The organism is Staphylococcus simiae, from assembly GCF_017357005.1.
Taxonomy (GTDB): Bacteria; Bacillota; Bacilli; order Staphylococcales; family Staphylococcaceae; genus Staphylococcus; species Staphylococcus simiae_A.
In genome coordinates this window covers 2,407,373-2,432,061 of the sequence record NZ_CP071589.1, presented here as the reverse complement: position 1 = coordinate 2,432,061, position 24,689 = coordinate 2,407,373, and the positions used below count along the sequence as shown (strand labels likewise).

Sequence of the window (24,689 nt, the reverse complement as noted above, 5' to 3'; positions counted from 1 at the left end):
AAAAATACCACATTAGGATGCACGTTAGGCACATCTTAATGTGGTATTTAATATTTAATAGGGTAAGACAGATTTATTCTGGGCTATGGTAATAGCGAATATTATCTTGAACGCTTTCTAAATAGAAGATATTACTATCATTAGCGACGCCGTCTTGAACGTTATCAAACTCTAGATTATCGAAGCGATTAAAGAATGTTTCGTAGTCTGCAACACTCACTTCAGTACGCTCCTCAAGTAATTGTTGATAAGCTTCTTTACTGATATGTTCTTGATAGCCATCGACTAACGTTGCACTGAAGAATTCGCCAACAGAACCCGAACCATAACTAAATAGTCCAATAGTTTCACCAGCAGTTAAATCATGATTTGCTAAAAGTGAAATTAAACTTAAATATAATGATCCAGTATAAATGTTACCAACATAACGGTTATAATGAACGGCATCTTCGTAGCCAGCTCTTAAACGTTCTTGTGTTGTTTCGTCAGCTTCATCAATAATTGATTCTAATGCTTTTTTACCCATTTTACTAAATGGTACATGGAAACATAAAGATGCAAAATCAGAAAGGGATTTTCCTTGGCGTTTTGCATATTCATTCCAGCTTTGTTGGAATGAACGAATGTATGCATCTTTAGACAAAGCACCGTCAACTAGAGGATATTTATGACCAGTGGGTCTCCAGAAATCATAAACATCTTCTGTATATGCTACAGCGTCATCATTAAGTGTGACAATGCTAGGGTGATGTGAAATGACCATTGCTACAGCACCTGCACCTTGTGTAGGCTCCCCGCCTGAATTTAAGCCATAACGCGCAGTGTCAGATGCGATGACTAACACTTTTTCGTTAGCACGTGTAGCTAAGTAATCTTTAGCTAATTGAATGGCAGGTGTCGCTGCATAACATGCTTCTTTCATTTCGAAACAACGTGCAAATGGTTGAATACCTAATAAACGATGAATTTGAACAGCAGCAGCTTTAGCGTTATCAGTAGCCGATTCAGTAGCTACAATAACCATAGTAATTTTCTTTTTATCTTCTTCTGTTATAATATCTTTAGCAGCGTTAGCCCCCATAGAAACAATATCTTGGTTTACTGGACTAACAGCCATTTCAGTTTGGCCAATACCAATTAAATATTTGTTTGGATCAACTTGGCGCGCTTCTGCTAATTTAGCCATATCTACATAGAATTTTGGAACGTAAAAGTTTATTTTATCAATACCTATTGTCATAAGGTTTTACATCCTTTCAAAGTTATAAAAGCAACATTAATATCATATCAGAATATGTTAAAGTTATACAAAGAAATAGACTAGCATGATGATTGTGATGCGTTATTTGTAAGCCTTTACATAAACTAATTTAATTTTATAGGCAAAGACAAAATTATTCAATTAAATGATGCGTTTTAAATTTAGATATTTTAATGAACAATAAAAAGTTATCAACATAAAGGAGCATTTATATGCAAAGTTTGGGAAAAGATTTTCGTCACTTATCAAGAGAACAAAAATTACAACAATTAACAGATTATGGTTGGTTATCTGTTGAACAACAGGAAGTACTGTTAGATTACGCAACCATAAACGAAGAAGTAGCTAATAGTTTAATTGAAAATGTTATTACGCAAGGGGCTTTGCCTGTCGGGTTATTACCCAACATTGTTGTTGATGATAAAGAATATGTCGTACCTATGATGGTAGAAGAACCTTCAGTTGTAGCGGCAGCAAGTTATGGCGCTAAATTAGTCAATCAAACAGGTGGCTTTAAAACAGTGGCGTCTGAACGTATTATGATTGGACAAATTATTTTTGATGGCGTAGAAGATACAGCTGAATTATCAGCGTCAATTAGTGAATTAGAGGCACAAATCCATCAAATAGCTGATGATGCCTACCCATCTATCAAAGCACGTGGTGGTGGATATCAGAAGATTGCCATAGATACTTTCCCACAGCACCAATTACTATCGTTAAAAGTCTTTGTTGATACTAAAGATGCAATGGGTGCAAATATGTTGAATACTATTTTAGAAGCTATTACAGCATATTTAAAAAATGAATTTCCACAAAGTGATATTTTAATGAGTATTTTATCTAATCATGCTACAGCATCTGTAGTAAAAGTTCAGGGTGAAATCGATGTTAAACACTTAGCGCGTGGAGAGCGAAGCGGTGAAGAAGTAGCAAGACGTATGGAACGTGCATCAATACTGGCTCAAGTCGATATTCATCGTGCAGCAACACATAATAAAGGTGTGATGAATGGCATTCATGCAGTTGTTCTAGCAACAGGGAATGATACCAGAGGTGCAGAGGCAAGTGCTCATGCATATGCAAGTCGCGATGGTCAATATCGAGGTATTGCTACATGGCAATATGATCAATCAAGACAACGCTTGGTAGGTACAATAGAAGTTCCGATGACATTAGCTATCGTTGGTGGGGGAACTAAAGTATTACCTATCGCTAAAGCTGCTCTTGAAATGTTGAATGTGACAAGTGCGCAAGAATTAGGACATGTTGTAGCAGCAGTAGGATTAGCTCAAAATTTTGCAGCATGCCGTGCCTTAGTATCTGAAGGCATACAACAAGGTCATATGAGTTTACAATATAAATCATTAGCGATTGTTGTTGGTGCTCAAGGTGAAGAAATTGAACAAGTAGCTAACGCATTAAAGCAAGCGCCAAGAGCTAATACTGCAACGGCTGAAGAAATATTAAGACAAATACGTCAGTAGGAGTCTTCAAGTATTTAGGGATAAAATATAAGGTTTAAAGAAAATGACATTGTACTTAATCGCCAAGGAAATGGAACAGAAATCATTTAGGCTAGAGATTATGTTGTAATCTTACCTCAACAAGATTGGTCAAGATGATCAACCGTTGTTGTACTACTATTTTATAATTCAGACAGTTACTGTTATTCACATTATATTAAGTATGACATGAGCTTATATTACTGGTGCTACAAATGACGGTAAACATACTTTGATACCGAGTAGTACAAGTAAGATAATTTGGTTCTCTATTTTTAGGACTGATAAATAAAAAGAAAATAATTATGTATCAGTCCAATTTGGGAGAGAACCGATAATTTAAATGACTGTAGTAACAATAAAAGACTTCAATTCATAGCCTTAACGACAGGATGTATGAATTGAAGTCTTTATATTATTTAATAGATATAATTGTAGCCGCGTGCAGCATTTTTACTTAAGTAGCGCGTACTGTAATTTAGAGGACGACTATAGTTATACTCTGAAACTTTAATACTACCGTTAGCATATACTTGTTCAACAACTGCAACATGACCATAATAACCAGCTGTTGATTGCATTACTGCATATTTACGTGGTGTACGACCAGTAGCATAACCAGACTTACGTGCATTTGTATACCAGTTACGTGCATTCCCCCAGCGGTTAGAAACAGGTTTGCCAAGTTTTGCGCGTCTTTCGTAAGCCCACCAAGTACACTGATGTTTACCATAATAATTCACAGCAGCATGTGATTGATGTGTTTCTTCAACAGATTGATATGCAAGGTTAGCAGTAAATAAAATTGCGACAGTAATAAGTATACGACCAAGTAGCGTTTTAAATTTCATGATAATTGTATTCTCCCCAAATGTTTATTCGATATTTAACGTTAATTATCATATGCTGAAAACGCTGTTAATACAATATGAGCAATCAATAATACAACTAACTGTAACGTTGCTGACACATATATTGTGAATTTGTAATATAAATAAACTAATTCATGAAAAATACAAGAATAATTCAAAATATTTATGAGAGGGTAGATGAATTATAAAGGTTCTCTAACAAATTGGACTGATACAAAATTAAATTTTTAAGCCTCGCTATGCCCAACCTTGCCCGTCTTGCACATTATAGTAAAAATTTTATTTTTAAAATTTTTCTATGACGGGTCCCTGCATTGCATGTTAGAGTTTCTGCTATCTTGATAGCTAGAAAATCTTATGCAGTTTATTATGAATTAATAAACTGTAAACCTATTTCAGGTTATCCAGTTTTTCTGTGTTGGGTCCCTTCCTAGGATGCTGTCTCAGCCTACCCCAACTTGCACTGTTTGTATAAACTGATTAATCAGTTTATTTATGTTGGGTCCCCGGTCTTCGACTAGCACTGCTCCCTCAGGAGTCTCGGCTTTAAAATGATTTTTATTTTAAATTATTCATTTTTGTTTATCAGTCCTAAACAATAGAGAACCATTATAAAAGGATGTAATCAATGAAGTGAGTGATGGTTTAAAAAAGGTAAAACAAAAACGCCCTTATATAAAGGCGTTATGTAAGAGATGATCATTCCATGTCATTCATGTATCAATGTACATTTGTGAATTGGTTGAAAACTGACAACGCTCTTTTAATAAGAGACATTGAAACGTTCTCAGCACATGGATTTGTTCGAAAGTATGACAATATTTCACTATGGCTCTTCACTTCTTTAGGAAAACTGTTATCTTGATTAATCCAATCAACCAATTCACCTAATGGTGTGTCATCACCAAGAAAATTTTGCATAAATTCGTAAAAGCTCAAGTCCTCACCTCGAATAATTTAATTGAGCCATCATTATCATACCATAAATTTTATTGCGAAATACATAGAATTATCATTAAGTGTCAAGGAAACGTTAGATGAATGATAAAGTGAAAGTTGTGTATAATAGAGGAAATGGATTTTAAGAATAAAGGTGATACGTATGGATATAAAACATATGAAATATTTTATAGAAGTTGTTAAACAAGGTGGCATGACGAACGCGTCCAAATCATTGTATATTGCACAACCAACAATTAGTAAAGCAATTAAAGATATTGAAAATGAAATGGCTACACCTTTATTTGATAGAAGTAAAAGGCATTTAATTTTAACGGATGCTGGTCAAATTTTTTATGATAAAAGTAAAGAAATTGTGGCGCTGTATGATAATTTACCTGTAGAGATGGATCGATTATATGATTTAGAAACAGGTCATATTAATATGGGAATGTCAGCGGTGATGAATATGAAGACGATTATTAATATCCTTGGTGCCTTTCATCAATTATATCCGCATGTGACTTATAATCTCATTGAAAATGGTGGTAAGACAATTGAACAACAAATATTAAATGATGAAGTTGATATAGGTGTGACAACATTACCTGTTGACCACCATATATTTGATTATACATCTTTAGATAAGGAAGATTTACGTTTAATAGTGAGTCGCTCTCATAAGTTAGCTCAATATGAATCAGTTAAGATGGAAGATCTAGCTGGCGAAGATTTCATTTTATTTAATGAAGATTTCTATTTGAATGACAAGATCATTGAAAATGCTAAAAATGTTGGATTTATTCCTAATATGGTTGCTCAAATTTCTCAATGGCATGTCATTGAAGATTTAGTTACGAATGAACTAGGTATTAGCATTTTACCAACAGCAATTTCTCAACAACTCAATGAAAATGTTAAATTACTACGTATTGAAGATGCACACGTACATTGGGAATTAGGTGTCGTCTGGAAAAAAGATAAACAATTGAGTCATGCAACGACGAAATGGATTGAATTTTTAAAACAACGATTATCATAACAATAAACATTTACTTATCCATATAAAGTGAGGCTACGGGAGTGGAACAGTAGTCATTCTTTGTCCTAGGCTGTCGTTGTCTCACATAAAAATAAGTGAATGTTTTTTATTTTAAATGCATTAATGACATATGTGCATATAAGTTAGCGTTTCCATAGAAAAAAGTAATATAAATCATGACAAAAGAGTATTTTTATAATGGATCGAAAATTCTTATAATAGAGCTTGTAACAAAAAATCATTTGTAACAATTTAGACATATTTTAAGAAAGGGATGGAGTCATTGCATAAAGCCCAATTTATAATCAAACTCATTTTACAGCTAGGACTCATCATAGTGATTACGTATATTGGCACAGAGGCTCAAAAGCTCTTACATCTTCCCCTTGCTGGCAGTATTGTTGGTCTATTTTTATTTTATCTACTATTACAATTCAAGATTGTTAAACTTTCATGGATTGAAGAAGGTGCAAACTTTTTATTAAAGACAATGGTCTTTTTCTTTATACCATCTGTTGTGGGTATTATGGATGTTGCTTCAGACATTACTTTAAATTACATTGTATTCTTTGCTGTCATTATTGTCGGAACTTGTTTAGTTGCGTTATCTTCAGGATTTGTTGCTGAGAAAATGTGTGTTAAGCATAAGCAACAAAAAGGATTAGATGCTTATGAATGATGTAACACAAGCATTTTTAATGATTTTATTAACGGTTATTTTATATTATGGTGCTAAAAGGTTACAGGAAAAATATCCTAATCCCTTTTTAAATCCAGCATTAATTGCTTCTTTAGGTATTATTTTTGTATTACTTATCTTTGGAATTAGTTATAACGGGTATATGAAAGGTGGCAACTGGATTAATCACATTTTAAATGCGACAGTAGTGTGCTTAGCATACCCACTTTATAAGAATCGACACAAAATAAAGAGTAATGTTTCAGTTATTTTGGCAAGTGTGTTAACTGGTGTGCTACTTAATTTTATGTTAGTATTTCTAACATTGAAAGCCTTTGGTTATTCTAAAGATATTATAGTTTCAATATTACCACGTTCAATTACAGCAGCGGTCGGTATTGAAGTATCGAATGAATTAGGTGGTACAGATACTATAACAGTTTTATTTATTATAACGACTGGCTTGATTGGTAGTATTCTGGGGTCAATGTTATTACGTTTTGGAAGATTTGAATCTTCAATTGCTAAAGGTTTGACGTATGGAAATGCGTCACATGCTTTTGGCACTGCTAAAGCATTAGAAATGGACATTGAGTCAGGTGCATTTAGCTCAATTGGAATGATTTTAACTGCAGTAATTAGTTCGGTATTATTACCGATACTAATTTTGTTGTTCTATTAATTCGGGAAAGTTACTAGGAAACAAGAAAGGGAGGCTATTAGTAATAATGGCAAAAATTAAAGCAAACGAAGCGTTAGTTAAAGCATTACAAGCATGGGATATTGATCACTTATATGGTATTCCAGGAGATTCTATCGACGCGGTAGTTGATAGTTTACGTACAGTGAGAGAACAATTAACTTTTTATCATGTTCGTCATGAAGAAGTAGCAAGTTTAGCAGCTGCAAGTTATACAAAAATGACTGGTAAAATTGGAGTAGCTCTAAGTATTGGTGGTCCAGGTTTAGTACACTTATTAAATGGTATGTACGACGCTAAAATGGATAATGTACCTCAATTGATTTTATCAGGTCAAACTAACAGTACAGCTCTAGGTACCAAAGCATTCCAAGAAACAAACTTAACAAAATTATGTGAAGATGTTGCAGTTTATAATCATCAAATTGAAAAAGGCGATAATGTCTTTGAAATTGTTAATGAAGCAATTCGTACAGCTTATGAGAAAAAAGGTGTAGCAGTTGTTGTTTGTCCAAATGATTTATTAACTGACAAAATTAAAGATACTACAAATAGAGCAGTAGATACGACTAAACCAAAAGCAGTATCACCTAAAGCTAAAGATATCAAAAAAGCTGCAAAATTAATTAACAAAAGTAAAAAACCAGTAATGATTATTGGTGTAGGAACACAACATGCTAAAGATGAATTACGTGAATTCGTTGAAGCAGCAAAAATTCCTGTTATCCATACATTACCAGCGAAAACAATTATACCTGATGACCATCCTTATAGTATTGGTAACTTAGGTAAAATAGGTACAAAAACATCTTATCAAACAATTCAAGATGCAGATTTATTAATTATGGCTGGTACAAACTACCCATATGTTGACTATCTACCTAAGAAAAATATTAAAGCAATCCAAATCGATACGAACCCACGTAATATTGGACACCGTTTCAATATTAATGTAGGCATTGTTGGAGATAGTAAAGTAGCATTCCATCAATTAACAGAAAGTATCAATCATGTTGCTGAACGTCCATTCTTAAATAAAACATTAGAACGTAAAGCAGTATGGGATAAATGGATGGAACAAGATAAAAACAATAATAGTAAACCATTACGTCCAGAACGCTTAATGGCATCTATTAATAAATTTATGAAAGACGATGCAATTGTTTCAGCTGATGTTGGTACATCAACAGTTTGGTCTACACGTTACCTTAACATGGGTGTAAATAACAAATTCATCATTTCAAGTTGGTTAGGTACAATGGGTTGTGGCCTACCTGGTGCAATGGCTGCTAAAATTGCTTATCCAAAACGCCAAGCAATTGCAATTGCTGGTGACGGTGCATTCCAAATGGTTATGCAAGACTTTGCAACTGCAGTACAATATGATTTACCATTAACTGTATTCGTATTAAATAATAAACAATTAGCATTTATTAAATATGAGCAACAAGCAGCAGGTGAATTAGAATATGCAATTGACTTCTCTGATATGGATCATGCAAAATTTGCTGAAGCAGCAGGTGGCGTAGGTTACACTGTTAAAGATCCAAGTCAATTAGACGCAGTTATTGAAGAAGCATTTGCACAAGATGTCCCAACTATCGTAGATGTACATGTTGATCCAAATGCTGCACCATTACCAGGTAAAATCGTTAATGAAGAAGCACTTGGTTATGGTAAATGGGCTTATAGATCTATTACTGAAGATAAACATTTAGATTTCGATCAAATTCCACCAATTTCAGTAGCAGCAAAACGTTTCTTATAATAAATAAAGTGACTCGGTCCATTGTGACCGAGTTATTTTTTTGAAAAAACTATTGAAAACGCTTTATTAAATATGTATAATACTTATGAAATAAAATAACTTTGCGTGTTACTGGTAAAGCAGGCATGAGCAAACAATTGAACCATGGTGACATGATATGGTCTTGTTTGTTCATGCCTGCTTTTTGTATAGCGAAAGCAATAATGAGAGGGATGTTTAAAATGTTTAAGAAATTATTTGGACAATTGCAACGTATCGGTAAAGCATTAATGTTACCAGTTGCAATTCTACCAGCTGCAGGTATATTACTAGCATTTGGTAATGCGATGCATAATGAACAATTAGTAGCCATCGCACCATGGTTACAAAATGATGTTATTGTGATGATTTCATCAATTATGGAAGCAGCAGGACAAGTTGTATTTGATAACTTGCCGTTACTATTTGCAGTCGGGACTGCACTTGGATTAGCAGGTGGAGATGGTGTTGCAGCATTAGCAGCATTTGTTGGTTATTTAATTATGAATGCCACAATGGGTAAAGTGTTGAACATAACAATTGATGATATTTTCTCATATGCTAAAGGCGCTAAAGAATTGAGCCAAGCTGCGAAAGACCCAGCTAATGCTTTAATTTTAGGTATTCCAACGTTGCAAACTGGTGTGTTCGGTGGGATTATCATGGGGGCATTGGCAGCATGGTGTTATAACAAATACTATAATATTACATTACCTGCTTTCTTAGGATTCTTTGCAGGTAAGCGTTTCGTACCAATTGTTACTTCAGCTGTAGCTATTGTAACAGGTGTGGTATTAAGTTTTGCATGGCCACCAATTCAAGAGGGGTTGAATGGTCTATCTAATTTTCTATTAAATAAAAATTTAGCATTAACAACATTTATTTTCGGTATTATTGAACGTTCATTAATTCCATTTGGATTACATCATATCTTCTATTCACCATTCTGGTTTGAATTCGGACATTATACTAACCATGCAGGAGAGTTAGTCCGTGGTGACCAACGTATCTGGATGGCACAATTAAAAGATGGTGTACCATTTACAGCAGGAGCTTTCACAACAGGTAAATATCCATTTATGATGTTCGGTTTACCAGCTGCAGCATTTGCGATTTATAAAAATGCTCGCCCAGAACGTAAGAAAATTGTTGGCGGTTTAATGTTATCAGCAGGATTAACTGCATTCTTAACTGGTATTACTGAACCATTAGAATTTTCATTCTTATTTGTAGCACCAATGCTATACGCTATACATGTGGTATTAGCTGGTACTTCATTCTTAGTGATGCATTTACTAGGCGTTAAAATAGGTATGACATTCTCTGGTGGATTTATTGATTATGTTTTATATGGTTTATTAAATTGGGATCGCACACACGCACTATTAGTTATTCCAGTTGGTATTGTTTATGCAGTGGTTTACTACTTCTTATTTGACTTTGCTATCCGTAAATTCAAATTGAAAACACCTGGTCGTGAAGATGAGGAAACAGAAATTCGTAATTCAAGTGTGGCAAAACTACCATTCGATGTTTTAGATGCTATGGGTGGTAAAGAAAATATTAAACATTTAGATGCGTGTATAACACGTTTACGTGTGGAAGTTAAAGACAAATCTGTCGTTGATGTAGCGGGATTAAAAGCTTTAGGTGCTTCCGGTGTACTAGAAGTAGGTAACAATATGCAAGCTATCTTTGGTCCCAAATCTGACCAAATTAAACATGATATGGCCAAAATTATGAATGGTGAAATTACTAAACCAAGTGAAACAACTGTTACGGAAGAAGTTTCAGACGAACCAGTACACATGGCAGAAGTTGTCACAACTGATATTTTTGCGCCAGGAACTGTACAAATCATTCCTTTAGAAGAAGTGCCAGATCAAGTTTTCGCTGGGAAAATGATGGGAGACGGTGTTGGCTTTATTCCTGAAAATGATCAAATTGTAGCGCCATTTGATGGTACAGTGAAGACGATATTCCCTACAAAACATGCGATAGGTTTAGAATCAGAAACTGGTGTGGAAGTGTTAATTCATATTGGTATCGATACTGTCAAATTAAATGGTGAAGGATTTGAAAGCTTAATTAATGTTGACGAAAAAGTTACTCAAGGTCAACCATTAATGAAAGTGAATTTGGCTTACCTTAAAGAACATGCACCAAGTATTGTTACACCAATTATTGTGACAAATCTAGAGGATAGAACATTAGATATTCAAGATATCCAAGATGTAGATCCAGGAAAACTAATTATGACAGTTAAATAATAGATAACTAACAAAGCACATCTCTGATGAGGTGTGCTTTTTTGTATACTATCATATCCTACGATAAATGATAGAAACAAATTTATAACGACAGACATTGGACATCATTAGGAAAATACTATATTATATCGGTAGACGATATATATCGGCGAACGATATAAAAGTGGGGTGCATACAATGAAAGGCAATCAAGTACTGACAGAAGCTGTGTTTTATATTTTATTATCATTACAACAACCATTACATGGTTATGGCATCATTCAATATGTTGCAGAATTATCTAATGATAGAGTTAAACTTGCACCGGGAACATTATATGGCGCATTAAATACATTGTTAAATAAACAGTGGATTAAATTAGTTAAAGAGGAACATATTAAAAGTAAAAAAGAGTACTTAATAACGGCTCAAGGAATGGAAGCATTAAAAAATGAGATGGCAAGACTTAAAGAGTTAGTTACTAATGGTGAAATGATTCTGATGGAGGAAATCTAATGAAAAAAGTTCATAAGTTATTTACTGTATTAGAGTTTGAAAAAGAAGAGTGTTGGCTTAATGAAATGGCTGATGCTGGATATGCATTAGTTAAAGTAAGACCGTTAACTTATTACTTTGAACGTACAGATAGACAATATGATATTCGTTTAGATTATTTACCAAGAAAAAGACAAGGCTACATTCAATTTTTAGTAGATATGAATATACATTACATTGGTAAAATGTTTGGTTGGGGATATTTTGCTAAAGAGAGAGGGCCAGAAGAAGAACCATTTGAACTTCACTCAGATATTAACTCTAAATTGAGTATTTGGCAGAATATTGTTTGGTTAATGACAAGTGTTATTTTAATATTATTAATTAATATCATTATATTAACGACAATAGCGCTATTTCAAAGTGCGACTAGTACGCTAACGGTATCAATATCAATGATTATAGCTTTATCATTAATTGTTATAGAAATCATTGGTCTAGGAATAATATTATTTAAAGCTTTAAAACATAGAAGGAATTTACAAAATAAAACATATTTCGAGGAGTGATTGTATGACGATTAATAAGCAACAAGATAATAAATATGATAAATCATTGTGGCAAAGAATACTTCAATTAGTCATTGTGATTTTATTAGCAATAGTCATTCAAATTCCATTATTGATTGCAATGATCTATCTTTCAGTATCGTATAAGTATAATGATGTTATTAATATATTAGTGAGTATCGGAATTATGATTACTGGTATAGGTCTATGTTGGCTATTACGCAAATACTACCGAATTAAAGGTTATCGCAAAATCCAACATAAATTTAAAGGTAAAGACGTATTAATTAATATTGGATTTGTATTCTTAGCATTTATTTCTTCAATATTAAATTCTTTGTTAATCAAAACGTTTAATCATCAAGAGAACACAAGAAATGGCGAAATGATAGCAGAAAATACTAGTATATTAGGTGATCAGGTACATTTACCACATATTAGTATTGTTATTGTGGTTGTCTTATGTATTTCAGTTATAACACCATACCTAGAAGAATTAGTTTATAGAGGTATATTAACAGAAGCAGTATTTAAACCAGGCATATTTTGGTTACCATTCATAGTATCATCTGCAATTTTTGCTATGTTCCACAATCCTAGAACAATTTTTGAATTTTCACTTTATTTCTGTATGGGAATTGTCTTTTATTTAGCATATAAACGACGAGGTAACATTAGAGATAGTATGATGGTGCATATGATAAACAATTTTACTGTAACATTACCGATTATCATTATTTATATTGGTATATTAATGAAATAGTAGACATAAGTAGGTTGAATTGCTTGTATTTTAATCGGAAAAGTAATAAAAATATATTAACGAATTGTAATAGAAATAAGGGGAATTAGCACAATGGCTGAAGAAGGAAAATTAGTAGCACAAAAAGATATTGAAGTGAATGGCTATGATATTGATGCCATGGGAATTGTAAGTAATATCGTCTATATTCGATGGTTTGAAGATTTAAGAACAGTCTTCATTAATCAACATATGAATTATTCAGAAATGATGTCACAACACATGTCACCAATTTTAATGAAGACAGAAGTGGAATATAAGACGCCGATTACGATTCATGATAAACCGATAGGTCGATGTTACTTAATTCAAGCTAGTAAAATGAAATGGATTTTCAAATTTGAAATTGTTTCTGAAGGAACAGTACATTGTATTGGCTATCAAACAGGTGGATTTCTTGATTTAGAACGTCAAAAAATTATGAAAATGCCACAAGTGTTTCAAGATATTTTGAAGTAAACAGGATAATAACATAAAGAGGTGTTCAGTATGGTTAACCAACTTAATAGTGTTGATGAATTTAAAGTATTTATACAACAGTATCCATTAACTGTTGTACATGTTATGCGCGATAATTGTAGTGTCTGTCATGCTGTATTACCTCAAATTCAAGATTTAATGTCGAATTATCCTAATGTACCTTTAGGTGTCATCAATCAAAGTCATGTTGAAGACATTGCAGGGGAGCTTAATATTTTCACTGTACCGGTAGATTTGATTTTTATGGATGGCAAAGAAATGCATCGTCAAGGACGCTTTATTGATATGCAACGATTTGAACACTACTTAAAACAAATGAATGACAGTTTGACTGAACAATAAACAAACATATAATGGAAAGGCTGATACGACGTAATTGATTGTCGTGTCAGCTTTTTTGCATAGAAATATAATTGAATCTAGCAACAATCATTGGAATAAATAATAATTAACATGATAAAGTAGAATAAAACAAGATATTGACAAAAGGAGACCATTGCTATGAAGAGAAAAAAAACAGCCTTTAGTTTAGCGTTTTTAGTTGCAGCATATGCACATATTAAAATCCGAGAAAAAAGAAGTGTTAAAAGTTTTGTCCTAGAGCAAATAATTCGTTTGGCTGGAATGAAAAAGACTTTTGCTTCGCAGCAAAAAGCCCAACAAGCTTTAGCTGATATGGCACCATTAACGAAAGGTGAATACAAAGGTACAGATTATCATTTTACGTCACCAGTTACTAAAGAAAAAATGTTTGGCTCTACAGTATATATACTTAATGATCAACATCATAAGCAACAACAAACAGTGTTATATTTACATGGTGGTGCATGGTTCCAAGATCCATTAGTTGAACATTTTGAATTTGTAGATGAAATGGCTCAAATATTGAGAGCTAAAGTAATCATGCCCATTTATCCTAAAATACCTCACCACGACTACAAAGCAACAAATGAATTAATAACAAACCTTTATCAACAAGCGTTAAAAGAGGTTGATAATCCTGAACAATTAATAGTGATGGGAGATTCAGCAGGTGGTCAAATTGCATTATCATTTGCTCAATTATTAAAACAACAGCAATTACCACAACCTGGCCACATCATTCTTATTTCACCAGTGTTAGATGCAACAATGCGTCATCCAGAAATTCCTAAATACTTGAAAAAAGATCCGATGCTTGGTGTTGAAGGTACACAATACTTAGTACGACAATGGGCTGGCGATACAGCGCTAGAAGATTATCGTATTTCACCTATAAATGGAGATGTAGATGGTTTAGGTCGCATTACTTTAACAGCCGGTACTAAAGAAATTTTATTCCCTGATGCTGTTAATTTATCTCAATTATTGAGCGCTAAAGGCATCGACCATGATTTCATTCCTGGACATTACCAATTTCACATTTATCCGGTATTTAACATTCCGGAAAGACAACGTTTTATTTACCAATTAAAGACAATTTTAAATAAATAATAGCGCTCTATTTTTTAGAACTGATAATTAACAAGTGAATAATTATGTATCAGTCCAATTTCGAGGAAACCTCAATAATGACAAAAAACTCTGATGAATACTGTCATAACAAGTGAATGTATTGTTCACGTATACTATGACCTCATCAGAGTTTTATTTAGTTTGGGGCAGTAGAAAATAGTGATATTAATATTGCTTTGACTACCGTTAGTTAGCATTCTTAACCCTAGATAGTTAATCGCTATCTGGTTTAGGTTGTCTTTTTAAAGATAGTAATAAAATGAGAACCATAATTAAAACAATACCAATAACTTGAAATGGCTTAAATGCAATATGTAGCCAGACGCTACTAGCAATAATGGCAACTACAGGTTCTATTGTGCCAAACAATGTTGTCTCTTTGGCAGAAAGATATTGTAGGCTATCAATAAACAAATAAAAAGCAAGTGCCGTTCCACCTAAGATACCAAATAATAGAAATAGTATCGTTGCAATGTTCCAGTGTGCTACATGAACTTGCCAAATTGGATGTCTTAAATTCATCATAACCCCGGAAATAAGCATCGCCCAACCAACAATTAAAATTGAACCAAAACGACTCAACAATTCCGTTGGATAAATGGTATAAAATGCTAATGCAACCCCAGCTAATATACCCCAAAATAAACTTGCAGGATTAACGACGAGATTAGATAATGAGCCATTAGTTAATAATAAAAATGTCCCAACTAAAGTCATGATGACAGCTAAAATATCAAACAACGTTAATTTAGCATGACCTCTCAAGACAAACCAAATAATGATATAAACAGGAGCAATGTATTGTAATAGAGTAGCAATTGCTGCATTGCCAGTATTGATAGACGCCATATAGGCATATTGTACGATTAACATTCCCAATAAACTATAGACTAGCAATTTAAATAACATACGAGGTTGTTGAAAGACAACGAATATTGATTGCTTAGGATTTAATATTTTAGCAATAGCCAATAAAAACACACCACTGACCATTAACCTTGCAGTGACATACCAATCTATATTGATATTTTGATATTTAAATAAATAATCGGATACAGTGCCTCCTAATCCCCACAAACAAGCACCAATAATGGCTAAAATGATGCCTTTTAGACGTAATGATGATTGATTATACATAGATATCACCTCAAATCTATTAATGATGTTTACTATTGTTAGTGCATATTAATTATTAATAATCGTTTTAGTAATATCATATCTATTTTAGTTAGGAAAAGAAATATAAAAAAGGATGATTTAGAGAGAGAAAGTCAGTCATTTTGCACAAATTTTAAAGATGCATAGATGGAAAGACACCATAGTGGATAGGACGATGTCTTGACGATGAATAATGAAATAACAACGGAATATGGCATGGCATCAAAAGCAGTTAGTCAAAAGAAATTTTAGGCAAACTTAAATGATCTTGATGCATAGATGTATGATGTTGTTGTTTACTATCTAGAACGATTTGAGAAACGTCATGACCGGACATACTTGTGATTAAAATAATTGATAAATAGACAGAAAAGCTAATGAAAATAGTTGCTAAATAAATACCAATTGCAATTTTAGATGAATGGTGCATACGCATAAGTAACGCCTCCGAATCATTTGTAATATGAATTACTTTTAGTGTAACGACCAGTTGTTAATTGAGTGTAAAGATGACATTACAAAGTGTAAAAGTTATAAAAGTAATGCCAAATATTGCAAAATAAGAAAAAATTGCAAATATCAGTGTAATAAGTTATTTTTAAATATGGCTAAATTGTTACAAAAACAAATTGTACGCGTTAAAATAGATAAGTCGTTTAAAATATGATTAATTTCCACTCATAAATCAGTCGTTTAAAAAGTAGTGCAATACATTTATGGATGAGATTAATCACAAAAAAGAAATAATTTATTTTTTGGAGTAAAAGGTTATTTATATAAATATTTAACAATTTAAGTGCAAAACCAAATAAAAGATTTTTAAAAACTTTCACAAAAATGAAACAATTATCACTATTAATTAATTTGATAACATTTAAATGTTGAAAACGTTTTCTTTAGAGTGTACGATGTTTATGGACTAGAAGAAAATTAATAGATGGAAAGAGGTTTTTGGGAAATGGATATTCTGTTAGGTGTTGGAACCTTAGTCATGGTATTGGTCATCATGACATTATTCTTAAAGTACGCACCATACGGCAAGCAAGGACTTCAAGCATTATCCGGTGCAGCTTGTGCGACATTTTTACCACAAGCATTTCTTAGTTACGCTATAGGTGGCGTATTTGATATTAAATTCCTGCAAGATATTGGAGATTTAGCAGGTAGTTTAAGTGGTATTGCTGTAGGTATTTTGACTTGTCTCAATTTAGGTGTGGCACCTGTATTTGCTGTCATCGTTGGGCTAGTATTACATGATTTTAAATTATTACCAGCATTCATTGCAGCATACGCGGTTGCTTTTGTGATTAAATGGATTGAAAAGAAAGTACCAGAAGGATTGGACTTAATTGTAGTTATTTTATTTGCACCTGCAATTGCCTTCTTACTTGCTTCAGTTATTACACCTGGTGTGATGGCAACGTTGAAACAAATTGGTAGTGCTGTTACAGCAGTTGGTGACAACAATCCATATGCATTGGCAGTTATCTTAGGACTCGTTATACCAGTAACGGGAATGACACCATTAAGTTCAATGGTACTGACAAGTTTACTTGGACTTACAGGTGTTCCAATGGCAATAGGTGCCTTAACTTGTACGGGAAGTTCATTCGTAAACTTTGTCTTATTCCGCAAGTTACACATAGGAGGACCTTCCAAAGCATTTGCTGTTGGAATTGAACCATTAACGCAAATTGATTTAATTGCGCGTTATCCATTACAACTTTATGGTACAAACGCTATTGTCGGTGTAGTAAATGCGTGTATCGTCACTTTCAGTGGTTTAGTTATAGGTGTCAAAGGTATGGCAACGCCTATAGCAGGTGCGATTGTGTTGTTCGGATTTAACGATGCAGTAAGATCAATTATTACTATAATTATCGTCATTATTGTTAGTATTTTATTAGCATATATGATTGGTACAATGATAAATAAATTTAACTTGATGAATATCAACGTTAAGACACCAAGTAAAAAGAATCATGTTAAAGGGAGTGTTTAATTTTGGCTAAAAGTTATGATTACCAAAGTGCGTTCGATATTATCGGTCCTGTTATGATGGGACCTTCAAGTTCACATACAGCAGGAGCCGTTAAGATAGGTAATGCTGCACGTGAAATATTAGGTGACATACCTAAAAAATTAGAAATACATTATTATGAGTCATTTGCCAAAACACATCAAGGGCATGGTACTGATGTAGCAATTGTAGGTGGTGCTATGGGTTACTCAACATTTGATAATCGAATTAAGTCAGCACTAGACATTGCGGCAGATGATGGCATTGATATAGATATTATTGAAGAAGAAGGAGACAGTATTGGTCAACATCCAAACTGTGCTTATTTAAAGTCAACGCGTGAAGATGGACGATATATTGAAGTCATTGGTATTTCTATTGGTGGCGGTACAATCAAAATTAAAGGTATCCATATCAATGGTTTAAGTGTCGATTTAAATAATGGCTTGCCTATTTTAGTGTTTGATGGTGCCATCACTAAATCACAAACAAATCACTTAATTAATCACATTAATGATCTTAAAATTGATTATAGAGAAGAATTAGTTAAAACAAGTGAAGATAACAGTTTAGTTGTATTACCTTTAAATAAAGCAATCTCAGAATCAACATTAGATCAATTACAAGACAAATACAGTAACTTAACCGTTTCCTATATAAATTAAAGGGGGAAAAAAGATGTTTGATTCAATCAGAGAGACAATAGATTACTCTGTAGAGCATAACATTTCATTTGCGGATATGATGATCCAAGAAGAGATGGAATTAAGTGGTAGATCGCGTGAAGAAGTACGTGAGCAAATGCATCAAAACTTAGAAGTTATGCGTGATGCTGTTGAAAAAGGGACAACAGGTGATGGTGTTGAAAGTGTTACAGGATATACTGGTCACGATGCAGCTAAATTACGTGACTATAATGAAACGCATCATGCTTTATCTGGTTATGAAATGATCGAGGCAGTAAAAGGTGCTGTAGCGACTAACGAAGTCAATGCAGCTATGGGAATTATATGTGCAACACCAACAGCAGGATCATCAGGAACAATACCTGGTGCATTATTCAAATTAGAAAAAACACATAACTTAACAGAAGATCAAATGATTGATTTCTTATTTACAGCATCATTATTTGGTAGAGTTGTAGCAAATAACGCGAGTGTTGCTGGTGCTACAGGTGGTTGCCAAGCAGAAGTTGGTTCAGCATCAGCAATGGCAGCAGCGGCAGCTGTATCAATTTTTGGAGGTACACCAGAAGCATCTGGACATGCAATGGCATTAGCAATCAGTAACTTATTAGGATTAGTTTGTGATCCTGTAGCAGGTTTAGTTGAAATACCTTGCGTGATGAGAAATGCGATTGGTTCAGGAAATGCATTAATATCAGCTGACTTAGCGTTGGCAGGTATTGAAAGTAGAATACCAGTCGATGAAGTGATTGGCGCAATGGATAGAGTAGGTAGAAATTTACCAGCTTCATTACGTGAAACAGGACTTGGTGGATTAGCCGGTACACCAACAGGTGAAGCGATTAAACGTAAAATTTTTGGTGATGCTGAAGAATTCGTTAAAAATAATTAAGCTATATGATTGATATAGTAGTAAAATACGGGATTGTCACGTAACGTAAAACAGTGACAATCCCGTATTTTTAGATTCACTATTTTTAGGGCTGATGATTAAAGAGTGAATAATGATGTATCAGTCCAATATGGGAGAGAACCATTTTTATAGTATAGAAAGATGATATGTATGGCTAAAATTCAGAGCATTATTGTATAAAGATATAAAAATATATGAAAATGACATATAAAATTAATTATCGATTGCAAATTTACCCTTATAAAATTAAAATAATTTAAAAGGGGCTGATGAAATGCTAAAATTATCAATCATTTTTATAGCATTCATCATTAACACAACGATTACTTATTGGTGCACAACTGAGGGGACATGGGTCAATCTATTATTTAAATCACTATCTTTAAGTATGATTATTGTCTTTATGTACTATTATGTTCGTTTTGTTATTGACAATAAAGAGTAGCAACATCGCAAATATATGTAAATACATATATCATAACGATTGTTGAAGTGTGATAACGTGATGTTATTTGGCTAAATCTAATTGATAAAATGCTAAGTCTAACCAACGATCAAATTTATAACCAACATGTGATAAAGTACCTGCATAATTAAAGTTGAATTTATGATGCAAATTAATACTTGCTTCATTCGATGCATCAATACCTGCAATCATCATACGATAACCTGCATCAGTAGCATATTGAATCAAGTGTTGTAATAGTTTAGTTGCAATACCTTGACCTTTAGCTGTGGGATCGACATAAATAGAATGTTCAACTGTATATTGATATGCTGGCCAATTTCTAAAAGGACCATAAGTAGCAAATCCGACAACTTGATTATTGTGTAGGTAAACGAACACAGGCTCTTTAGCCTGTGTTTTATTGTTAAACCAGGTTTGACGTTCTTCAAGTGTTTGTGCATCATATGTATAAACAGCTGTTGTATTAATAATAGCATCATTATATATATTTAATATGTATGGTAAGTCATCATTACATGCTTGTCGAATCATGGTAATACCTCCAGTTATTAATGTAATTAAACTAGTTATACTACTAAATAATTAAATGCGCAATGTAAGAAGAAAGAGATAGTTAGATTGCGTGTAATAAAATATGTAATGCGAAGATTAATATTATGATAAGTTGCATATTTAGTGCTATACTGATTAAAATATATAAATTCACAGCGACAGATATAAAAGGAGTACCCATATTATGAAAAAATGGACAAATCGATTAATTACAATTGTTGGCGTTGTACTTATCTTGATAGCGGTATATTTATTTGCTAAGCCACATATTGATAATTACTTACATGATAAAGATAATGACAAGAAAATTGAAAACTATGATAAAAAGGTATCACAAGAACAAAATAAAAAAGAGCAACCACAGATATCAAAAGATAAATCACAAATTGCAGGTTATATTGAAGTGCCTGATGCAGACATTAAAGAGCCAGTTTATCCTGGACCAGCAACACCTGAACAATTAAATCGTGGTGTAAGCTTTGCAGAGGGTGACGAGTCACTTAGTGATCAAAATATTTCTATTGCAGGACATACATTCCTTGATCGTCCACACTATCAGTTTACAAATTTAAAAGCAGCTAAAAAAGGTAGTAAAGTTTACTTTAAAGTTGGTAATGAAATGCGTAAATATAAGATGACAAGTATTAGAGATGTTGATCCAACAGATGTTAAAGTATTGGATGAACATAAAGGTGAGAAAAATCAACTAACATTAATTACATGTGATAATTACAATGAGAAAACGGGTGTTTGGGAAACACGTAAAATATTTGTCGCTAAAGAAATAAAATAAATACTTACAAGATAACAGTAAATAAAGCATTATGACGTGACGCTAGTTTCTTACGAAGAAAATTAATAATAAAGCCACTTAAGTTTTGATGATTAAATCTCAACTTAGGTGGCTTTTTTAGGTTCTCTATTTTTTTGGACTGATAAATAAAAAAATAATAATTTAAAACTCAAATTATTTTGAAGCCGAGACTCCTGAGGTAGGGACCCAACATAGAAAAATTCTAATGACAACATGACAAACTAAAAGGAGATTATTTTTAACTCATGAAAGTAATTTCATAATATGAATATAGTTTCAGTATGGTTTAGGTAACTTCATCAACTCATATCTTCCCGATATAATATAAATAAAGGATCAATATGAGGAGGCATTGTCATGATTAAGGCAATTGCAGTAGACATGGATGGCACATTTTTAGATTCCAGCAAGCAATACGATCAGAAACGTTTCGACAAGATTTACCATGAACTTCAAGAAAGAGATATATTATTTATTGCAGCAAGCGGTAATCAATATGCTAAATTAAAATCAATTTTTGGTGACCGTGATATGTATTTTATTTCTGAGAATGGGGCAGTCATTTATAAAGGAAATGAGATATATAACTATAAAAGCTTTGATAGAGATGTATTTCAGCAAGTAGTCGATTATTTAAATGTTGAGCAAGGCATCGACAATTTAGTCATTTGTGGAGTGAAAAGTGCTTATATATTAAAAGATACAGCGACGGCATTTAAAGAAGATACACAATTTTATTATCATCAATTAGAGGAAATTGAATCATTACAAGCGTTGCCTGAAGATGATTATGTCAAAATAGCATTTAATATTAATCGTCAAACACACCCAAACGTTGATGACGAGGTCAGTCAACAATTTAATGGTGACATCAAGTTAGTGTCAAGTGGTCATGATAGTGTAGATATTATTATGCCAAATATGACGAAAGGTCAAGCATTAAAGAGATTGCTAGATAGTTGGCATATGTCTGCATCTAATTTAATGGCTTTTGGTGATGCGAATAACGATAAAGACATGTTAGAATTTGCTGAACATAGTTACGTAATGGAAAATAGTCAAGATCCAACACTATTTGATATTGCAGCACATGTAGCGCCAAGTAATGATGAACAAGGCGTCTTAACAGTGATTGAACAGCAAGTACTTAAGCAATAATAATAAACACCCAAAAGATAGTATAGCTGAACGAGACTTAGAGGTTGAATATTGGCATTCAACGTACTAATTGTCACTTTAGTATGAACTAAACTTTTGGGTGTATTTTTATTTATATTAATTTCACAGTATTAAAGAGATAAGGTTATTTGTTCATTGTTAAATATAATTTATAAAATAGTGGACGAATAGGCTTAACAAAATCTCCAATGTATTCTTCGACATGGGCGTTAAATCCTTTTTTAAATTGTTGTACGCCCAGGTCTTCAGCGCTGTCACTAAAATCACCAGTTACTCCGTAGAAATTATAACGAGGGATGTCATGATCTTTAGCAAATTGGATCATATCCCATTGTAAAGCATAGGCTCCCATAAATTGATTGAATTTAGGGTTGGAACCGCTTGATAAGTAATAGACTTCATCTTTATTGAAGATATATAAAGCAGCTGCTAAATCTAATATATGTCCTTCAGTTGTCATTAATTGTTGTGTTTGGGCTATTTTTTTATTTTGGCTTGTCAGTTGGTCATTCAGTTGATTGACTTGTGTTTTGGTTTTTTTAGAATTTGGGTTTTCTAATAATTTTTCACTTAAAATTTGTAGTTGTGATGTTAAAGTTTCATATTTATCATTCAATTGCTTTAAATATTTGTTTAAATCGATGTATGCTAATTTAATCATTGAATTGTTTGGATACATACGCTGTGCTTCAATAAAAAATTGATTAGGATTTTCACGATATTTAAAATTATGACGTTCTTCGGCCATTTTAAATAATTTGTAAAAACGCTCAGTTTCTGAAATATCAAGTACAGTTGTTTGAACGCCCATTTCTATGGTCTTTTTAATATTACGACGTGTTTGATAACTCATATCTTCTAAAATTGCTTCTTTACTTTTACCTTTTATATCAAGTACGGATAGCCAGCGTATTTGACTCTTTTGATGATAACCTATTGGATAACCTTGGTGTTGGTAGCCAATCTTACTTAATTGATTGATGAGGTTAGTATTATCAAAGTTTTCAATGATGTGACCATCAGCATCCCTAATACTTTCTAAAATATAAGGATCGACAGAGACAAAAAGTGTACGCTGTTTCTTTAAATATTTAGTTAATCCTTTGAAAAAGCAATCAACAAGTGATGCATTACTGAAATCTAATACAGGTCCTTTATGAGAATAAAAATATTTAAAAAACTTTAAAGCACGTGCTTCTGATAATAAGCAAGCAGCCAGTACTTCGTTATTGTCTTTAACCCCTACAAGATGAACATCATTATTGTGTTGCTTTCTATAACGATATTGTTCAATAGATTGCGTGAAATGAGCTGGGTGATGATTAATGAAATTGTCATATTCCTGCTCAGTTAATAGTGTAAAATACATATGTGAACCCCTTTGTTTGATAATATAAGTATCGCGCTACATTCTTAAATTTATACATAAATAGTAACACGATATAATAGTTATAGTATATGAATTATTTGTGTTTATTTTGTGTAATATATAATTAAGTGGTCAGTAAACAAAATTTAAAAAAAATGGATTTATTAATATTTTATACTTTACAATTATTTTGAAACTGTGTATAATAAGAAACAGTTGAATTGTGGAGGGATACCCAAGTCTGGCTTAAGGGAAATCAACTTCGGTTGATTAGGAGCTTTATTGCTCGCGTTGGTTCAAATCCTTCTCCCTCCGTTACTTATAGATAGTTGCGTATGATCATCATACGTAGCTATCTTTTTTTATGTTTATTTTTAAAATATCATAGTTAGAATTATGTGAATTTTTAAAATTTATGATTGAAAAGGTATAATTTGTAATTCAACATTGAAGTATAATAATTACCATTTAAATTCAAGCATTTAGCAGTAACTATCTGATTTTTAAAATTTTGATTTATTAACATTTTAAAAACCTAGTTAGTATTGCCGGCGTGGGAGGGACCCGTCATAGAGAAATATAGGGATTACAATTGGTTGCTAACGCAACAATTGCATAAAAGCTACTAAAGATTAAAATCTAAGTAGCTTTAAATG

The 24,689-nt window shown here is 32.8% G+C and carries 25 protein-coding genes and 1 tRNA gene; 19 read left to right on the top strand and 7 right to left on the bottom strand.

Annotation, left to right across the window (positions count from 1 at the left end; all coding sequences use genetic code 11):
- Positions 1–73: 73 nt before the first annotated feature.
- Positions 74–1,240, bottom strand: a complete 1,167-nt coding sequence (locus J3R86_RS11280; RefSeq protein ID WP_207517377.1) for a hydroxymethylglutaryl-CoA synthase — start codon at positions 1,238–1,240, stop codon at positions 74–76.
- 233 nt (positions 1,241–1,473) lie between these two features.
- On the opposite strand from J3R86_RS11280, the gene J3R86_RS11275 reads away from it, so the two are divergent.
- A complete protein-coding gene (locus tag J3R86_RS11275) occupies positions 1,474–2,748 on the top strand; it encodes a hydroxymethylglutaryl-CoA reductase, degradative (protein ID WP_207517376.1) in 1,275 nt (424 codons plus the stop codon).
- A gap of 437 nt (positions 2,749–3,185) precedes the next feature.
- On the opposite strand, the gene J3R86_RS11270 is transcribed toward J3R86_RS11275, so the two are convergent.
- Both J3R86_RS11270 and J3R86_RS11265 read right to left on the bottom strand, forming a co-directional pair.
- Complete coding sequence (locus tag J3R86_RS11270) at positions 3,186–3,617, bottom strand: CHAP domain-containing protein (protein ID WP_207517375.1); 432 nt, start codon at positions 3,615–3,617, stop codon at positions 3,186–3,188.
- Positions 3,618–4,358: 741 nt separating this feature from the next.
- Positions 4,359–4,577, bottom strand: coding sequence for a sterile alpha motif-like domain-containing protein (locus J3R86_RS11265; RefSeq protein WP_207517374.1), 219 nt, complete (start codon positions 4,575–4,577; stop codon positions 4,359–4,361).
- Between the two features lie 163 nt (positions 4,578–4,740).
- Between J3R86_RS11265 and cidR the strand changes: the two genes are divergently transcribed.
- The 11 genes from cidR (at position 4,741) to J3R86_RS11210 (ending at position 14,852) form a co-directional block, all read left to right on the top strand.
- Positions 4,741–5,619, top strand: a complete 879-nt coding sequence (gene cidR, locus J3R86_RS11260; protein WP_207517373.1) for a cidABC operon transcriptional activator CidR — start codon at positions 4,741–4,743, stop codon at positions 5,617–5,619.
- Positions 5,620–5,902: 283 nt separating this feature from the next.
- Positions 5,903–6,298 carry a CidA/LrgA family protein gene (locus tag J3R86_RS11255; protein ID WP_207517372.1) on the top strand — a complete coding sequence of 132 codons (396 nt, stop codon included), beginning with the start codon at positions 5,903–5,905 and terminating at the stop codon, positions 6,296–6,298.
- Positions 6,291–6,980, top strand: a complete 690-nt coding sequence (locus J3R86_RS11250; protein ID WP_207517371.1) for an LrgB family protein — start codon at positions 6,291–6,293, stop codon at positions 6,978–6,980. Before J3R86_RS11255 ends, J3R86_RS11250 begins: the two co-directional genes overlap by 8 nt.
- A gap of 46 nt (positions 6,981–7,026) precedes the next feature.
- Entirely contained in the window at positions 7,027–8,766 is a 1,740-nt protein-coding gene (locus J3R86_RS11245) for a pyruvate oxidase (RefSeq protein ID WP_207517370.1), read from the top strand.
- Between the two features lie 221 nt (positions 8,767–8,987).
- Entirely contained in the window at positions 8,988–11,054 is a 2,067-nt protein-coding gene (ptsG, locus tag J3R86_RS11240) for a glucose-specific PTS transporter subunit IIBC (protein WP_207517369.1), read from the top strand.
- 177 nt (positions 11,055–11,231) lie between these two features.
- Positions 11,232–11,549 (top strand): PadR family transcriptional regulator, encoded by a 318-nt coding sequence (locus J3R86_RS11235; RefSeq protein WP_207517368.1) that lies wholly within the window; start codon positions 11,232–11,234, stop codon positions 11,547–11,549.
- Positions 11,549–12,097, top strand: a complete 549-nt coding sequence (locus J3R86_RS11230; protein ID WP_207517367.1) for a DUF2812 domain-containing protein — start codon at positions 11,549–11,551, stop codon at positions 12,095–12,097. The genes J3R86_RS11235 and J3R86_RS11230 overlap by 1 nt, the downstream gene beginning before the upstream one ends.
- A 4-nt stretch (positions 12,098–12,101) precedes the next feature.
- Positions 12,102–12,860, top strand: a complete 759-nt coding sequence (locus J3R86_RS11225) for a CPBP family intramembrane glutamic endopeptidase (protein WP_207517366.1) — start codon at positions 12,102–12,104, stop codon at positions 12,858–12,860.
- A gap of 93 nt (positions 12,861–12,953) precedes the next feature.
- A complete protein-coding gene (locus J3R86_RS11220; protein WP_207517365.1) occupies positions 12,954–13,358 on the top strand; it encodes an acyl-CoA thioesterase in 405 nt (134 codons plus the stop codon).
- Positions 13,359–13,388: 30 nt separating this feature from the next.
- The gene (locus J3R86_RS11215; protein WP_002461878.1) at positions 13,389–13,721 is read left to right on the top strand and encodes a thioredoxin family protein; all 333 of its coding nucleotides are present in this window, start codon (positions 13,389–13,391) and stop codon (positions 13,719–13,721) included.
- 159 nt (positions 13,722–13,880) lie between these two features.
- Positions 13,881–14,852 (top strand): alpha/beta hydrolase fold domain-containing protein, encoded by a 972-nt coding sequence (locus tag J3R86_RS11210; RefSeq protein WP_207517364.1) that lies wholly within the window; start codon positions 13,881–13,883, stop codon positions 14,850–14,852.
- Between the two features lie 234 nt (positions 14,853–15,086).
- Here J3R86_RS11210 and J3R86_RS11205 read toward each other — a convergent pair whose 3' ends face one another.
- Both J3R86_RS11205 and J3R86_RS11200 read right to left on the bottom strand, forming a co-directional pair.
- Positions 15,087–16,010 carry an EamA family transporter gene (locus tag J3R86_RS11205; RefSeq protein WP_207517363.1) on the bottom strand — a complete coding sequence of 308 codons (924 nt, stop codon included), beginning with the start codon at positions 16,008–16,010 and terminating at the stop codon, positions 15,087–15,089.
- A 253-nt stretch (positions 16,011–16,263) separates the two neighbouring features.
- The gene (locus J3R86_RS11200; RefSeq protein ID WP_207517362.1) at positions 16,264–16,467 is read right to left on the bottom strand and encodes a hypothetical protein; all 204 of its coding nucleotides are present in this window, start codon (positions 16,465–16,467) and stop codon (positions 16,264–16,266) included.
- A 522-nt stretch (positions 16,468–16,989) separates the two neighbouring features.
- Between J3R86_RS11200 and J3R86_RS11195 the strand changes: the two genes are divergently transcribed.
- The 4 genes from J3R86_RS11195 (at position 16,990) to J3R86_RS11180 (ending at position 20,095) form a co-directional block, all read left to right on the top strand.
- Complete coding sequence (locus tag J3R86_RS11195) at positions 16,990–18,033, top strand: PTS sugar transporter subunit IIC (protein WP_207517361.1); 1,044 nt, start codon at positions 16,990–16,992, stop codon at positions 18,031–18,033.
- A gap of 2 nt (positions 18,034–18,035) precedes the next feature.
- Positions 18,036–18,716: an L-serine ammonia-lyase, iron-sulfur-dependent subunit beta gene (gene sdaAB / locus J3R86_RS11190; protein WP_207517360.1), complete on the top strand. Its 681-nt coding sequence runs from the start codon at positions 18,036–18,038 to the stop codon at positions 18,714–18,716.
- Between the two features lie 13 nt (positions 18,717–18,729).
- Positions 18,730–19,629 (top strand): L-serine ammonia-lyase, iron-sulfur-dependent, subunit alpha, encoded by a 900-nt coding sequence (gene sdaAA, locus J3R86_RS11185; RefSeq protein WP_207517359.1) that lies wholly within the window; start codon positions 18,730–18,732, stop codon positions 19,627–19,629.
- A gap of 295 nt (positions 19,630–19,924) precedes the next feature.
- A complete protein-coding gene (locus tag J3R86_RS11180; RefSeq protein ID WP_002463428.1) occupies positions 19,925–20,095 on the top strand; it encodes a hypothetical protein in 171 nt (56 codons plus the stop codon).
- Between the two features lie 63 nt (positions 20,096–20,158).
- On the opposite strand, the gene J3R86_RS11175 is transcribed toward J3R86_RS11180, so the two are convergent.
- Entirely contained in the window at positions 20,159–20,650 is a 492-nt protein-coding gene (locus J3R86_RS11175) for a GNAT family N-acetyltransferase (protein WP_207517358.1), read from the bottom strand.
- A 205-nt stretch (positions 20,651–20,855) separates the two neighbouring features.
- Here J3R86_RS11175 and srtA point away from each other — a divergent pair, with 205 nt between their 5' ends.
- Positions 20,856–21,464: a sortase gene (gene srtA, locus J3R86_RS11170; RefSeq protein WP_207517357.1), complete on the top strand. Its 609-nt coding sequence runs from the start codon at positions 20,856–20,858 to the stop codon at positions 21,462–21,464.
- 378 nt (positions 21,465–21,842) lie between these two features.
- Positions 21,843–22,643, top strand: a complete 801-nt coding sequence (locus J3R86_RS11165; protein ID WP_207517356.1) for a Cof-type HAD-IIB family hydrolase — start codon at positions 21,843–21,845, stop codon at positions 22,641–22,643.
- A 145-nt stretch (positions 22,644–22,788) separates the two neighbouring features.
- Here the strand turns inward: J3R86_RS11165 and J3R86_RS11160 are convergent, their stop codons facing one another.
- The gene (locus J3R86_RS11160) at positions 22,789–24,033 is read right to left on the bottom strand and encodes an aminoacyltransferase (RefSeq protein WP_207517355.1); all 1,245 of its coding nucleotides are present in this window, start codon (positions 24,031–24,033) and stop codon (positions 22,789–22,791) included.
- A gap of 225 nt (positions 24,034–24,258) precedes the next feature.
- On the opposite strand from J3R86_RS11160, the gene J3R86_RS11155 reads away from it, so the two are divergent.
- Positions 24,259–24,348 (top strand) — tRNA-Arg (locus J3R86_RS11155).
- Positions 24,349–24,689 lie beyond the last annotated feature (341 nt).

Bases quoted from the DNA above. Each gene is read 5' to 3' on its own strand.
- J3R86_RS11245 (WP_207517370.1), top strand. From the start codon at position 7,027: ATGGCAAAAATTAAAGCAAACGAAGCGTTAGTTAAAGCATTACAAGCA.
- J3R86_RS11220 (WP_207517365.1), top strand. From the start codon at position 12,954: ATGGCTGAAGAAGGAAAATTAGTAGCACAAAAAGATATTGAAGTGAAT.
- J3R86_RS11205 (WP_207517363.1), bottom strand. From the start codon at position 16,010: ATGTATAATCAATCATCATTACGTCTAAAAGGCATCATTTTAGCCATT.
- J3R86_RS11180 (WP_002463428.1), top strand. From the start codon at position 19,925: ATGCTAAAATTATCAATCATTTTTATAGCATTCATCATTAACACAACG.
- ptsG (WP_207517369.1), top strand. From the start codon at position 8,988: ATGTTTAAGAAATTATTTGGACAATTGCAACGTATCGGTAAAGCATTA.
- J3R86_RS11195 (WP_207517361.1), top strand. From the start codon at position 16,990: ATGGATATTCTGTTAGGTGTTGGAACCTTAGTCATGGTATTGGTCATC.
- J3R86_RS11230 (WP_207517367.1), top strand. From the start codon at position 11,549: ATGAAAAAAGTTCATAAGTTATTTACTGTATTAGAGTTTGAAAAAGAA.
- J3R86_RS11275 (WP_207517376.1), top strand. From the start codon at position 1,474: ATGCAAAGTTTGGGAAAAGATTTTCGTCACTTATCAAGAGAACAAAAA.
- J3R86_RS11175 (WP_207517358.1), bottom strand. From the start codon at position 20,650: ATGATTCGACAAGCATGTAATGATGACTTACCATACATATTAAATATA.
- J3R86_RS11160 (WP_207517355.1), bottom strand. From the start codon at position 24,033: ATGTATTTTACACTATTAACTGAGCAGGAATATGACAATTTCATTAAT.
- J3R86_RS11225 (WP_207517366.1), top strand. From the start codon at position 12,102: ATGACGATTAATAAGCAACAAGATAATAAATATGATAAATCATTGTGG.
- J3R86_RS11215 (WP_002461878.1), top strand. From the start codon at position 13,389: ATGGTTAACCAACTTAATAGTGTTGATGAATTTAAAGTATTTATACAA.
- cidR (WP_207517373.1), top strand. From the start codon at position 4,741: ATGGATATAAAACATATGAAATATTTTATAGAAGTTGTTAAACAAGGT.
- J3R86_RS11235 (WP_207517368.1), top strand. From the start codon at position 11,232: ATGAAAGGCAATCAAGTACTGACAGAAGCTGTGTTTTATATTTTATTA.
- J3R86_RS11270 (WP_207517375.1), bottom strand. From the start codon at position 3,617: ATGAAATTTAAAACGCTACTTGGTCGTATACTTATTACTGTCGCAATT.
- srtA (WP_207517357.1), top strand. From the start codon at position 20,856: ATGAAAAAATGGACAAATCGATTAATTACAATTGTTGGCGTTGTACTT.
- sdaAA (WP_207517359.1), top strand. From the start codon at position 18,730: ATGTTTGATTCAATCAGAGAGACAATAGATTACTCTGTAGAGCATAAC.
- J3R86_RS11165 (WP_207517356.1), top strand. From the start codon at position 21,843: ATGATTAAGGCAATTGCAGTAGACATGGATGGCACATTTTTAGATTCC.
- J3R86_RS11250 (WP_207517371.1), top strand. From the start codon at position 6,291: ATGAATGATGTAACACAAGCATTTTTAATGATTTTATTAACGGTTATT.
- J3R86_RS11210 (WP_207517364.1), top strand. From the start codon at position 13,881: ATGAAGAGAAAAAAAACAGCCTTTAGTTTAGCGTTTTTAGTTGCAGCA.
- J3R86_RS11200 (WP_207517362.1), bottom strand. From the start codon at position 16,467: ATGCGTATGCACCATTCATCTAAAATTGCAATTGGTATTTATTTAGCA.
- J3R86_RS11280 (WP_207517377.1), bottom strand. From the start codon at position 1,240: ATGACAATAGGTATTGATAAAATAAACTTTTACGTTCCAAAATTCTAT.